The 13728-nt window shown below is 44.7% G+C and carries 12 protein-coding genes; 5 read left to right on the forward strand and 7 right to left on the reverse strand.

Annotated features, from left to right (window positions below; all coding sequences use genetic code 11):
• The first annotated feature begins 44 nt into the window (after nt 1-44).
• Nucleotides 45-1100, forward strand: coding sequence for an ornithine carbamoyltransferase (argF, locus tag ACXAGQ_RS19500; RefSeq protein ID WP_475256084.1), 1056 nt, complete (start codon nt 45-47; stop codon nt 1098-1100).
• A gap of 112 nt (nt 1101-1212) precedes the next feature.
• Here the strand turns inward: argF and ACXAGQ_RS19505 are convergent, their stop codons facing one another.
• The 3 genes from ACXAGQ_RS19505 to ACXAGQ_RS19515 form a co-directional block, all read right to left on the reverse strand.
• Nucleotides 1213-1809: a TetR/AcrR family transcriptional regulator gene (locus ACXAGQ_RS19505; RefSeq protein WP_475256086.1), complete on the reverse strand. Its 597-nt coding sequence runs from the start codon at nt 1807-1809 to the stop codon at nt 1213-1215.
• A gap of 188 nt (nt 1810-1997) precedes the next feature.
• Nucleotides 1998-3569, reverse strand: a complete 1572-nt coding sequence (locus ACXAGQ_RS19510; RefSeq protein WP_475256088.1) for a cryptochrome/photolyase family protein — start codon at nt 3567-3569, stop codon at nt 1998-2000.
• A complete protein-coding gene (locus ACXAGQ_RS19515) occupies nt 3562-3705 on the reverse strand; it encodes a DUF2256 domain-containing protein (RefSeq protein WP_475256090.1) in 144 nt (47 codons plus the stop codon). Before ACXAGQ_RS19515 ends, ACXAGQ_RS19510 begins: the two co-directional genes overlap by 8 nt.
• A 275-nt stretch (nt 3706-3980) precedes the next feature.
• On the opposite strand from ACXAGQ_RS19515, the gene ACXAGQ_RS19520 reads away from it, so the two are divergent.
• Nucleotides 3981-4877 (forward strand): DMT family transporter, encoded by an 897-nt coding sequence (locus ACXAGQ_RS19520; protein WP_475256642.1) that lies wholly within the window; start codon nt 3981-3983, stop codon nt 4875-4877.
• A gap of 100 nt (nt 4878-4977) precedes the next feature.
• Here ACXAGQ_RS19520 and ACXAGQ_RS19525 read toward each other — a convergent pair whose 3' ends face one another.
• Nucleotides 4978-7347: a Lon protease family protein gene (locus ACXAGQ_RS19525; RefSeq protein ID WP_475256091.1), complete on the reverse strand. Its 2370-nt coding sequence runs from the start codon at nt 7345-7347 to the stop codon at nt 4978-4980.
• A gap of 250 nt (nt 7348-7597) precedes the next feature.
• Here ACXAGQ_RS19525 and ACXAGQ_RS19530 point away from each other — a divergent pair, with 250 nt between their 5' ends.
• Nucleotides 7598-8107 carry an RNA methyltransferase gene (locus tag ACXAGQ_RS19530; RefSeq protein ID WP_475256093.1) on the forward strand — a complete coding sequence of 170 codons (510 nt, stop codon included), beginning with the start codon at nt 7598-7600 and terminating at the stop codon, nt 8105-8107.
• A 7-nt stretch (nt 8108-8114) separates the two neighbouring features.
• Here the strand turns inward: ACXAGQ_RS19530 and ACXAGQ_RS19535 are convergent, their stop codons facing one another.
• Entirely contained in the window at nt 8115-8837 is a 723-nt protein-coding gene (locus tag ACXAGQ_RS19535) for a hypothetical protein (protein WP_475256095.1), read from the reverse strand.
• Between the two features lie 295 nt (nt 8838-9132).
• The gene (locus tag ACXAGQ_RS19540; protein ID WP_475256097.1) at nt 9133-11130 is read right to left on the reverse strand and encodes a metallophosphoesterase family protein; all 1998 of its coding nucleotides are present in this window, start codon (nt 11128-11130) and stop codon (nt 9133-9135) included.
• A 164-nt stretch (nt 11131-11294) separates the two neighbouring features.
• On the opposite strand from ACXAGQ_RS19540, the gene ACXAGQ_RS19545 reads away from it, so the two are divergent.
• On the forward strand, nt 11295-11720 hold the full coding sequence (locus ACXAGQ_RS19545; RefSeq protein ID WP_475256099.1) for a hypothetical protein: 426 nt from the start codon (nt 11295-11297) through the stop codon (nt 11718-11720).
• Between the two features lie 43 nt (nt 11721-11763).
• Here ACXAGQ_RS19545 and ACXAGQ_RS19550 read toward each other — a convergent pair whose 3' ends face one another.
• Nucleotides 11764-12522 (reverse strand): DeoR family transcriptional regulator, encoded by a 759-nt coding sequence (locus ACXAGQ_RS19550; protein ID WP_475256101.1) that lies wholly within the window; start codon nt 12520-12522, stop codon nt 11764-11766.
• Nucleotides 12523-12821: 299 nt separating this feature from the next.
• On the opposite strand from ACXAGQ_RS19550, the gene ltnD reads away from it, so the two are divergent.
• Nucleotides 12822-13727: an L-threonate dehydrogenase gene (gene ltnD, locus ACXAGQ_RS19555; protein ID WP_475256103.1), complete on the forward strand. Its 906-nt coding sequence runs from the start codon at nt 12822-12824 to the stop codon at nt 13725-13727.
• Nucleotide 13728 lies beyond the last annotated feature (1 nt).

Below are 13728 nucleotides of genomic sequence, written 5' to 3' on the forward strand. Positions count from 1 at the left end.
AACTCCAGGACTTGACTAAACATTGCGACTTAAAGGATTCCGATATGAAAGCAAATACACGAACTACCGGTGCAATAACACACCTGCTGGAAACAATTAATCTGGAAAAACAGGAGATGCTGGATCTATTTGAAACCATTCGTATGCTGAAAGAAGCCGATATGCAGGGTGCTGTACCACAGATCCTCAAAGGGGCTTCGTTGGCAATGATTTTTGAAGAGCCATCAACCCGTACCCGTGTTTCATTCGAGACAGCGATGACCGACCTGGGTGGCCACGCGCTATACCTTAAGCCTGGTGAAATTCACTTTGGCTCCCACGAAGCAATAAAAGACACAGCGAAAATATTGTCCAGCATGTGTCACGGCATAATGTTCCGCAGCAAAGAGCATGAATGCCTGGTCAACTTGGCCGAACATGCCACGGTTCCCGTCTTTAACGCCATGACTTACTACAACCACCCAACACAAGGGATTTGCGACTTTTTCACTATGTCTGAGCATTTACCAGATGGAAAAAAACTAGATGATATCCACGTAGTTTTTGTCGGTGATTCGCGTGAAGATACAGGCATAATGAGCAAGGAAACTGGCCACATGTGTGCCACACTTGGTCTAAAGTATACTGTTGCCTCACCTAAGCGCTACTCGATGTCAGAGCAGGAACAGCAAAAAATCCGCGATAAAATGGCCGTCACTGGCGGTACCCTAGTGGTCACTGATGACGTGGACGAAGCTATCAAGGGCGCTGATTTTATCATTCCAGATGTCTGGACCTACTACGGTTACGAAGACGAGGAAGCCGATAGGATGGAAGCCTTTATGCCAAGGTACCAACTAAATATGGACATGCTCAATCGTGCTCCCGCGCACTGTAAAGCTCTGCACTGCCTACCAGCCAATCGTGACGTTGAGATCACCAGTGAAGTGCTGGATCACCCAACACGCTCTATCGTGTTCCAGGAAGCGGAAAACCGCCTACACACTCAACGCGGGTTGCTAGCCTGGCTACTATACCCTCGCCTACGCGTAGCCAACGAGACACTACGCCAATATACCGAAGGTCAATTACGGCAGTTTTTAGATACTAGGCGCAAATAGTACGATTTACCCATTTTTAACTTAGTCATATCTTAAAAGGGTACTCTTTGAAGGGCGCCCTTTTTATCTGTAATTTTCTCCAATACTACCTAGGAAATTACAATTTATTCTGTTAATTAACTCTTGGAAGATAATCCGGCAAGTAATGAGATAAGTAAGATTCAGAGACTATAATCGCTTCATTATTGACCGAGTGACTCTTCAGTCCAGCATTTCTAGAAAAATACACGCTATCACTGGCCTCAAGCGCTATCACAAAAATATTATGAGTCTCAGGCAACTGAGGTAAAATAAAGTATTGACGATAAGCTTTTTCAATTTCAATTCCCAACTCATTATCTTTTTCGACAATAGCAGCCTTAACTTCATGATATGGGTGATGGGTATATAATATTTTCTTAATCACTGCATTCTTATCACAATAATATGAAAGTGAGTTCTGAACAGCTCTATTTATATCTTTCCAATGAGTGATCGAGTGAGGTTCGGTACAGCCTCTTACAATGTCGACAAAACCGTCAAAAATATCATCCAAGTAATCCATAATCAGGCAGGCCATATTTGAATAGTAATGATAGACTGTAGAGGGTGACATTTTCGCCTCATGAGCCACATCATACATGGATATATCACTGAGCTCTTTACGGCTACCAACCCGGATCATAGCTGATTTAATTCGGTTAATTTTATCTATTCGTTTATTATTCATCACCTTTCCATTTAATCACCACAATGCGTAATTATGCTCACAACGAAATCACTATATTAACAACACTATCATTCTTCTTTTTTCTAGGCCAACTTATAAATGTGCTCAAGCCAGCACTTTTATCGTAAACATGAATTAAATTGATCATAATCATACTAAATAAAGAGTAAAAGGCTAACAACCAGCAATTAAAGCAGTTCAATATCTATCAGCAACTGTTTGGCTTTATCTAGAACCGCTTGTTGGTTTTCATCAGGTTGGTTATCCCAATATCGATAGACCATCCCTACCCTCGGATTTCGTTCAAACTGCTCACGATGCTGCGTCATAAAATGCCAATACAGACTGTTTAGCGGACACGCATTTTCTGAAGTCTTTTCCTTCACTTGATAATGGCACTGCTGGCAGTAGTCACTCATCTTGTTGATATAGTTACCGCTGGCTGCATAAGCCTTGCTACCGACAATACCTCCATCAGCGTACTGGCTCATTCCCCGGGTATTTGGCATTTCTACCCACTCGATAGCATCGACATAGATGCCAAGGTACCAAGCATCGACTTCGCTAGGTTCAATGCCGGCTATAAGACAAAAGTTACCTGTAACCATCAACCGCTGTATGTGATGGGCATAACCATATTCCAAGGACTGGGATATAGCGTGGTGGAGACAGTTCATTTTTGTCTCGCTATTCCAAAACCACCCAGGCAAAACTTGGCTCGCATTTAGGTGATTACGCTCAGCATATTCGGGCATGTGAGTCCAATATATTCCTCTGACAAACTCACGCCAGCCAAGTATCTGCCTTACAAACCCTTCAATTTGCGCAATATCAATCGCGTCACTTGAACGGTAATGGTTAATTGCACATTCGATCACTTCTAAGGGACTTATAATTTTGCTATTCAACGCAAACGACAACCGGGAGTGATATAAGCTCCATTGCTTCTGAACAACTAAATCATCCGCCTGGCAGGTCATGGCATCCTGAAATCGACCGAAATTTGGTAAGCAATGGGTACAGAAAAAGTCCAACAGCTGCAATGACTGCTCTCGATTTACCGGCCAAAGCAATGAGTCCCGACTTACGCCAATACTCTTAACTTTATGGCGAGCTAAGCGCTGGTTGATGTCAGATATATCATTGTCAAACAGTAACGGTTCCGGAAGCTCTGCAATATCATTGGGCTTGAGTTTATCCCTGTTTGCTTTATCGAAATTCCACTTGCCTCCCTCAGGCTTCTCTTCATCTTCCATTAGAATTTGGTGCTTCTTCCTTAGCTTTCGATAAAATGTTTCTAGCCGGCCATTTTTGTCCCGGGTGAAATACTGAGGAAGTTCTATAAACGGCACAATAAAGTGCTCGCTATCAGCACATGCTGTGGCAATAGATTGCTGCTGACAAAAGTCATCAAGCTGCTGGTGTAGCCGAAACTCATCCGGCTGCTGATATTCAAATCGCTGACACTGAAAACGTATTAAGAGTGCTGCGAGTAATTCTGGAAGGTCAGCATATTCAGACGTCTCATCCAACGTCAGGTGCAAGACCTGGTGTCCAGAAGCTATTAACGAGTTTGCCATCTGCTGCATCGCTAAAAAGAAGGCTTGGATTTTTTGGATATGATGGGATGCATAATCCATTTCTTGCGGCAACTCGGCAATCACATATACCGTATTGTCATCGGCGTCCTGGAACCACGAATGCTGTACATTCAACTGATCCCCAAGAACCAACCTCAAACACTTGTAGTGATTATCCATGATATGCCCTCTTCTGTATCCGACAACGTTTTGAGCAATACTTCACCTCGTGCCATACCTTTTCCCACTTCTTGCGCCAGGAAAAAGGCAGACCACATACAGCACATTGCTTGCTGGGTAAGTGAGATTTCTTCATGTCCTATTGCCATTTCTTTGTTCAAGATACTGAACTGAAACGTCTCTAACTGGTATATCGATCATAGATGTTAATTACATATAAAGAACAAATCACAGGTTTTCTTTGTGCCTAATTTTTATCTGAATTCATCACACATATCTAATGCGTTGTGCATCAATTTCAGGCAAACTTGCGGCAGCGATTCCCATTATCATTTGGAGCAGCATTTTTTTTGTTGCATCACAGCTGAGGTTTTAATTTCACCAATGCACAAAACCCTTGTTCCCTCTTTGCTGAAAAACTCCCTACTAGGCCAACTTCCTGTTGGGCTTAGGTTCATGTTGTTATCTGCGCTTGGTTTTGCGCTTATGGCTGCTTGTGTAAAACTAGTCAGTAGCACTGGCATGCCGATCTTCCAGATTGTTGCTGCCAGGGCTTTTATCTCTCTGGTGATCAGCTACCTTGATATCAAACGCAAAAAGATCCCGGTATGGGGCAATAACAAACCGCTTCTCATTGCGCGGGGAACCGTCGGAACGCTGGGGCTGATTTGCGTTTACTACGCCATTGCGCATTTACCGTTGGCTGAAGCGACTATTTTGCAGTACCTGCACCCGGTATTTACAGCTGTCTTGGCACTCTTTTTCTTAAAAGAGCGTATCCAGTTGTCTACTGTCGCCTGTATTGTGTTGAGCATTCTTGGCCTAGTCATTACCGTTAAACCAAATATGCTAGCAAGTAATGCTGTAGAGCTGCCCGCTTTCGCTGTCGGTATCGCTATGCTAGGCGCGTTTTTCAGTGCCGTTGCTTATACCATCGTCAAGCGTTTGAGTAAGAGTGAAGACAGCTCGGTTATCGTGTTCTATTTCCCATTCATCGCACTGCCTCTATCCCTTTTCCTATTAGGCGGCGATATCCAGGTACCAACATTGTTTGAAGCTGGCTTGTTGCTATTGGTAGGTATCTTTACCCAAATCGGCCAGGTCTGTTTAACCAAAGCGATGCAAACTGAAGCAGCGAGCAAAGCAACCGCCTACTCTTATATTCAGGTGGTCTTTTCAATCTTGCTAGGTGCATTCCTGTTTAATGAATTACCTTCGGTTTGGACACTTCTGGGCGGCAGCTTGATCATTATCGGTACCCTGATCAATATCTTTGGCAGCCAACGCGCAGCACCGAGCAAGTCATAACGGGCACTGGTACGAGTATTGATTCAAGCACTATTGTCAGTGTCAATTGCAAAAAAAGACCGCCTTGGGCGGTCTTTTTGATCTTCACGAGCACTGGTATTTATCTAAGGGCATTCAACTTAAGCTGTGCCTGACCCAGCACACTATCAACCGGGAAGATCCCATCCAATCCGGCTTGTCCTGCGGCCTGACCAGTCAAAATCTCAATGGCTTCTGTGACGTGACGGATAGCCCAGATATTGAAATCACCTTTCTCAACCGCTTCTACGATATCTTTTCGCAGCATCAGATTATGTACATTAGACTGCGGGATAATAACCCCTTGTCCTGACGTCCGACCTTTGATGGCACAAACATCAAAGAAGCCTTCAATTTTCTCGTTAACACCGCCAATTGGCTGGGCAGCGCCAAACTGGTTCATCGAACCGGTAATGGCGACATCTTGCCTAATTGGCAATTGAGAAAACGCCGAGACAATGGCACATAGCTCTGCCATCGAGGCGCTGTCACCATCAACCCCGCCATAAGACTGCTCAAACGTCAGGTGGGTGGTCAATGGAATACGCTTATTACGGCCAAACACAGATGCAAGATAAGCCGATAAGATCATCACACCTTTCGAGTGAATTCGGCCACCAAGATCAACGCTGCGCTCAATATCGAATACGCCCCCCTCACCATAAGAGGTTGTCGCGGTGATCCGGTTTGGCGAGCCGAACTGGTAATCCGAGGTGGAAATCACCGACAAGGCATTCACCTGCCCAACCGCTTCTCCATCGGTATCAATCAACGTTGTACCATTGGTGAAAGTCTGCATAACATGATCTTTTAGCCTGCTTACCCGCATTTCCTGATTGCTCAGGGCAAGCTCTACATGGTTCGCCCTGATCATCGTGGCGTTAGACGACTTAGCGACGTAATTTGATTCCCGCAGCAAGTTGGCAATATCTGCCGAGTGCAAAGACAACTTGTTCTGATCATCCGCCTGGCGCGAGCTATATTCAATGATCCGGCCAATTGCCTTACGATCACAATGTAACATCTTGTTATCATTGACGATGCTGGAAATGAACTTGGCGTATTGCGCCTCCGACTCATCGGTACGGTTCATTTCATCTTCAAAGTCCGCCGTCACCCGGAACAGCTCGCTAAATTCAGGATCATAGTGCTGAAGCAGCTGGTAAGTTTGGTAATCACCAAACAAGATGATCTTCACATTGAGCGGGATCGGCTCAGGATCTAACGAGATCGTGCCTGACAGCGTCACTTCTTTCTCTAGCGAGCTTACGCTCAGCTTGCGTGAACGCAGCGCACGCTTCAACCCATCCCAAACATAAGGGCGCTCTAGTACTTTCACCGCATCCATCAGCAGCACACCACCATTTGCCTTGTGCAAGCTACCAGGACGGATCAATGAAAAGTCGGTAAACACCGTACCTTTATAAGTGGCGTTTTCCACATAACCAAAAATAGAGTGATAGTTCGGGCTCTCTTCAACCACAATCGGGAATTTTGAGCCATCTTGGTTCACCAGCACATTCACCTGGTAACGCCGAGGCATTTTCTTATCTAGCGCAGCATAAGCCAGTGCTACCTGCTCTTCGCTCTCTTCCAAGAAGATATCAAGGTTTTCGAGGATATCCGCCTGCATAGCCTTCAAGTAGGCAATTACCTCTGGAAGAGGTTTGTATTCCTCTTTCAAGGTCTTGATAAAGTGTGCCACAACATCCAGCGCCACTTCTTCATTGAGCTTCTGGATCTTGTCCGAGAACTCTTCCTCTAATTCAGTAAGCTGACGGACAATACCACGCAGTTGGCGCTCAAGCTCGTTGATAGTATCTTCAAACGCCTGTTGGTCTTCTTCTGACAGCTGAGCAAAAGTTTCTTCGGTATGGGGCTCTTCACCGTTTAGAGCAATTAATTGATACTCACCCGTGGTCGTCACCGACAAGCTAACGCTGTGCTCTTTGGCCTCTTGGGTCAACGTCAGCAATGCACTCTCTTGCTTTTGGGTCAGCTGGTTTTTCAGCTTTTCCGAGCGGCTGTAATACATCTCGTTGTCAAAAGCCAAAGGCAGTGCTTTCACCAAGCGGGTCATCAGCTTTTCAATATCTTTCTTGAAAGCATGACCGCTACCAGCAGGTAGTTTTAGCACCTTGGGGCTACGAGTTTCTTCAAAATTGGCAACGTAACACCAGTCGTAAAGAGGATTGGCATTTCCGTTAGGATCGTGGCGATTGAGATAGCGCAACACCATAGTGCGCTTACCAAGGCCGTTACGGCCGATGGCATAGATGTTATACCCCTTCTCCTTGATAGACATGGCGAATTCAACGGCCTTCTGGGCACGTTCTTGACCGACGATTTCATCAAGTGGGGTCAGGTTTTTGGTCGACTTACAATCTTCAGGCAAGCCATTTAGTTCTGAGGCGCGATACAGTTTGTCACTGCTTAGCGGTTGAATAGTCATATGGCTCCCTCCATAAACAATCAGTTACATCCAGTGTAGTCAGTAAATTATTATGATTTAGTGACTTAGACTACGTTTACTGCTGCCGAGCCAGCCCAAAAGGTATCGTTTGCTGTATTTATGTACAAAAACCACACCAGAATGCGGTTTTTATACAATTTCAGTGCATGCTCACAGTGTGTCCGCCTACCCCTTAACCTGTCTCTCTGTTACTATGCCGCGCTTGAAACAAGCTTAGCGGACATCATCAATGAAAAACAACCGAGTCAGTATTGGACTAAGTAACCCTAAAAACCCTACCAATGTTGGTGCCGTCATGCGTGCAGCGGGCTGCTACCGAGTCGATTCTGTGAAGTATACAGGCAGCCGCTACGGTTATGCGGCGAAATTCCATACCGACACCAAAGACATTACCGACAAAATCCCACTGACCAACGTCGAATCGCTACTTGATGATTTACCTGCCGACACCAAAATTGTGTGTGTCGAACTTGCAGAAGGGGCAACCGCCCTACCGGCTTTTGAACACCCTGAAAATGCTTTGTATGTCTTTGGCCCAGAAGACGGCACCATTGCCCAGGAGGTTGTCGACCAAGCCGATGCTGTTGTCTACGTACCAACCGTCGGCTGTATGAACCTGGCCGCAACGGTAAATGTGCTGCTTTATGACCGCTTGGCAAAAGCGGAAAATGTGATTATGGGTGATGAGCTTATCCGAAAGAGCCGCGATAACCGGAACAGACTTGTTGTTAAAAAATAAGGCCAGGCTACTGGCCTAATTTTGCTAATATCTTCCTGACGTTCGCTGCATTGTTTTCATAAGCAGCGAGCGTCTTAATCACGGTTAAGCATTCTTCAGTCAACTTTGACTGGTTATTGTCAATAACAGTGGCATAAACAGATTCAGGGAAGTCTTCCCTAGGCCCCTGTGGCTCAACATAAATCACTTGTGATTCTTGATAATCTCGATGGTACTTTAAACAAGGCCAACTGATCATTTCAACTGCCGCCTCGGCTATACCACACTGCCACTCTTCACGCACTTCTTCAGGTGATTGTTCGAAATGCAATGCTTCCTCAGTACCAATATCTAACCATCGCTGTACTGATGCTAAATAGTGCTGATGATCATAATCCTGAATCAGTTCCACTATCGAAGATGACGAGTACGAGAAGCAAACACTCATGAAATACAGCTCTGACAAAGACATCGCTTCTAGGCTAGCGAGAGCTTTGCTATAAGCTTGTTCATGAAGCGTCGATTCAACATTCTCTCTATGCTTTTCTTCGCGTTTACGCTTTTCTTTCAAGCATTGAATTCGAGCCTTTCCGTCATCAATAAGTTGCTGCGCTTGCTGTAACAGTTCAATTTCTGATGGCGAATATAGCTCATTCAAATCAACCAAAATCACCTCTTTGATGATATTGGATGCTGTGGTGGCTTTCGCCTGCTTGCTTTTCAACACACTACTATTGGCTACATTAAGCATAATAACCCCCTAATAATCGAAGACTGATGCCTAAGCATCGATAAGGTTAAAAACGGTTAATCAGTTATTGGGAAGGGTGAGAAAAACGGTTACTAGAAAAGGTACAGGTAGAAAATGACAAGACATCACTTACTAAGAGTATAGAAAAGAAACCATCTAAGTTAGTGGCTTAAGTTCGATTTATGATCCTTGCCTAACAATCCCAAGAGCAAATGCCTACAGGGCTGAAACACAAAAGCCGCCAGGATTACCCAGCGGCTTAGACATATTGGTGTCGTTCGTAGTAACTAGGGAGTTATTGCTTTACTAGCGCGATTTCTAAGTCACGATCAGCAATCATCCACCAGCGATTACCATATTGGCTATCGTAGCCCACAACAGGTTGACCGGCACAGTCTGCATCGCGAACAGGGGCATTGACCAAATAGTACTCATCCCATGGCGCATCAACCACACAGTTTTCAGTGACTAATGGTTTCCATACACCGTTCACTTGTTCGCCCAGCGTTAAGTTATTAGCATTCAAGTTAGCATCGGCTGTAAATTGTACGCCATATTTATCAGCGACAATTTCCTCGACATTCCAGTCTTGGGTAGCTGTTAAAGGTAATCGAGTGTGTGGCATTTTTGACGTACCATCAGGTTGGGACCCCGGCAAACCTGACTCACCGCGAATGTTCTTTTCACCACCAAAGGCATTTTGGTAAACACCACCGTGGTTCTGCATACCACTCACGATCAAGATATCAGAGCGCGTTTCATTTGTTTTTGGCATCCAGCTCAATGTGACATGTTTTTTCATATCGATAGTGGTTGCTGGTACTACAACATTCCCCACCTCTGCACCTGTGTCATCAGTATCCTGAGCACCAGGGTAAACACGCTCGGCACTATTTAGGTTCGGATCCCATGCTTTGTTTTGTGTGAACAAGAACTGATAAGTCAGGCGCATCATGTCATTCATGGTCTCGGCACGGGTTAGGCCGGCGTTGTAACCCATTGTACGTTCGGTCGTATCAACCCGGTTGAATGTCTCATTGACGCCACCGACCAAGCGTGCCGAAGAACCGTCATAGCCCAGACAATCGTTAGTTTTGTATTCAACAATATGATTAAGAACTGGACGCTGGCCCTCAGGAATAGAATTCGGGTAAATAAGCGCCTCACAACGATCCAATGTGCGGCTGAAGGTATCCATCAATGTCCAATCCGGATCTTCAAGTTCCTTCATGCCATCTTCATTACGCGTAATGGTATGCGGGGCGTAATAAGCATGGTAATCAACACGACTGCCATCAAAACTCAAAATCGCTGCATTGGCATCGTAATGGTTTGAGTCATACTCAGGCTTTAACGTCGCCATTTTGTGCTGGATAACGTCCTGGATAAGCTCACGTTCTCCATAACGGTATTCGTAGCCTTTGTACGAGGCATTGCCACTGACAATCTGGGTGTATGAAGGCATACGGTAGTTACCACCACTAGGTGTAGAAGCAAGCGTATCAACATTACTGCGGCCACCTGGATCATTCGAACCATATACGCGTGCATGGATTTGCGAGCGCTGATACATATGTTCATGGCCCTGTACCCAAATCACATCATACTTTGCAAATAACTCTCGAATGTCTTTGTGGATATCAAACAGACGGTTATCGTCTTTCACACCTTGGACAATTTGCTCACGGGTTTGACCGTATTTAGCACCGACAAGGCCATCATGACTTGCAATAACTACGTGGTCAAACTTACCTTCGTTTTCAGCAATAATTTCCTCAATCCAACCAAAGGCAATCGGCAAGTTGTAGTAAGCTAAACCAATCATCAACACATTGTCGCGGATAATATAGTAATTCAGCCACTCGGCCGAAGGCATATGCACGGCGTCTTCTGGGATAAAGTGACGCATATTATCTATCCACTCGACCGTATAAGCCCAACTCGTTTCATGGTTACCCATGACTGGCAAGAACTCCATACCAGCTTCACGATACTTATCTGCAACTGAGCGCCACTGTTCCCACTCTTTAGTCGAGCCATTATCAGTTAAGTCACCAACAGGAATAACGACATTAACGCCTTCTTCTTGGTGTTTAGCCAAAACCGCTTCCATAGGATGGATAGCAACATTCCAACCGCCACCTTGAGTATCAGGGAGAAGGCCGACTTTTAATGCTGAATCTGGTTTTGGTGAAGTTTTACCTGAATCATCAGATGAAGAACTATTACAACCCGCTAGTGTTGCAATAATAGACATCGCTACAAGTGAACGTTTCCATGTAGTATTTTGCATGATTACCACTGCTATTATTATTTAAGAGAATAAATTGCGAGTAATCTACGAATGAAAGATGACACTATTTATGTTTTCTCTCTGCAATTGTTGCAGAGCTAATTCAATCAAACTATCATTGATTAGCGATATTCTCAGGCAAATTTTCTTATACGCCTTTGAACATGAAGCCAATAACAGCCCTATTTATTACCATGGTCAGTGCACTTGTAAGCACAGCCGCTATTGCAAATGAACACCAAGCACATACTATCCAGCCTCGCCAGCTTGCACCTGAAGAAATGATGTTTGAGCTAAATGAAGAAGCAACCTGTCTAGCGGCTGCCAAGTACCTTGAAAATGAGCGATATGATATTCACCTTTCCAGCTACCAATCTTTGATTGCCGAATTCAATGTCCCAGAGAAAGCCGCCGAGTCTATTGTGAGCCGTACTAATAGTGAATATTTATACTTTGCTGAACGAGCGAAGAAACGTTACATAGAAGTTGACCATCATATGCTGCTTACCTCCGCCTATACCCACCGCTGCCTATTCATGAATGGATTTGAGGCTCAAAGACCTTTTATTGAAGCCAGTAACAACAGCTAATAACAATTATTGAGCATCCCTTTAAAAGGGATGCCCACACAAATTAGACAACGTCCACCAAAATACCGCGTTCATTAAAGTCATCAATACAGCCAACCGGGAACTCACTGTCGGTAATCACTTTATCAAAGCACTCGATATCCACAGCATGAAACGTTGCTACCTTGCCATATTTTGACGAGTCGCTGACGAGATAGTTTTGTTGCGATGAGGCAATAATCGCCTTCTTCACTAAGACCTTTTCTTCACTTGGCGTTGAAATCCCGCGCTGATTCCAAGAGGAGGTTGAAACAAAAGCCAAATCGATATTCATTTCCCGCAAGATATGCGTTGCTTGTTGACCAACACAAGACTGGTTTCCCTTATCAACCTTTCCACCCGTATGATAAATGCTGCACTCAGAATGGTTCATCAAATAACAAGCTATGGCGAAGTCATTCGTGATCACTAAAAGATCATCCTTATGGTTAAGTTGATGGGCAATTTCCAAAGTCGTTGTACCCGCATCGAGATAAACCGTCATATTCGGTTTAATCAGTTGCGCAGCATAGAAGCCAATATCAGCCTTTTCATTACGATGCTGGTTAATTTTCACATCATGTGAATGCTCGGTATGGATTGTCTCGGTAAGTTGCACCCCACCCGATACCGACATAACACGCCCATCAGACTCTAGCTTGGCGATATCACGCCTAATAGTCATATGTGAAACGTCAAGTTGGTGAGTCAATTCACTAATGCTGATGACTTCCTGATTACCCAACAAAGTCAGGATCGTTCGTTGTCGTTCTGCCGGAATCATAATGGTTCTTCTATATCTGGTTATCTTGCACATATCTTAACAGCACACGACCCGTAATGTGAACATTTGTTATTTTTTGAGAAAACCATCAAATAGCTCTCCCCTACTGCCTAGAAAAGCAAACACCCAACACCGTAAACACAAAAAAAGAACAACAATCACCATCACCTGTCAAAAAATCACAAAACATTTCACCTGCTATGTTAAAAAATGTGATAAAAAAACTAGAATATTCCCATTGAGAATCATAGAATCACAAACAAGAACACAAATTCACAAAAGTTAACATGGAGAGGCAAATGGAGAGTCAACAATTACAATCAGTTGCCGTAATTGGGCTTGGTTCGATGGGTATGGGTGCTGCTAAATCCTGCATTCAAGCTGGCCTTAACACCTATGGTGTCGATCTAAACACTGAAGCCCTCACAGAACTCAAACAAGCAGGTGCAAAAGGTGTTTCGCATAATTGTGCTGATTTCGCCAACGTACTCGATGGAATCTTGCTATTAGTTGTGAATGCCCGCCAAGCAAAAGCTGTACTTTTTGATAATCAACTTGCCGCACAGCTTAAACCTGGTACTGCTGTGATGGTTTCTGCGACTATCTCGGCAGAAGATGCCAAAGCGATTGAGGCCGGTCTCAGTGAACATCAATTAATTATGCTTGATGCGCCAGTTTCAGGTGGAGCGGCGAAAGCCAACATTGGTGAAATGACCATTATGGCATCAGGCCCAGAAGAAGCCTTTAACAAGCTTAAGCCTGTACTCGATGCAACAGCAGGTAAGGTTTACAACATTGGCACCGAGATCGGTATGGGAGCCACAGTCAAAATTATCCACCAACTGCTTGCAGGTGTTCACATCGCTGCGGGAGCTGAAGCCATGGCTCTTGCCGCCCGTGCCAATATCCCTCTGGATTTAATGTACGACGTGGTAACCAATGCCGCGGGCAATTCTTGGATGTTTGAAAACCGCATGAAACACGTCGTGGATGGCGACTACACACCGACATCAATGGTCGACATTTTTGTTAAAGATCTCAACCTTGTCTCTGATACTGCCAAAGATCTGAAATTCCCACTTCCTCTCGCCTCTACAGCACTGAACATGTTCACCAGCGCCAGTAATGCAGGTTTTGGCCAGGAAGACGACAGTGCGGTCATTAAGATTTTCGATGGCATCGACCTGCCTAAGAAGGAGCAATAAT

The organism is Photobacterium sp. ABD4_091 (genome assembly GCF_056160145.1).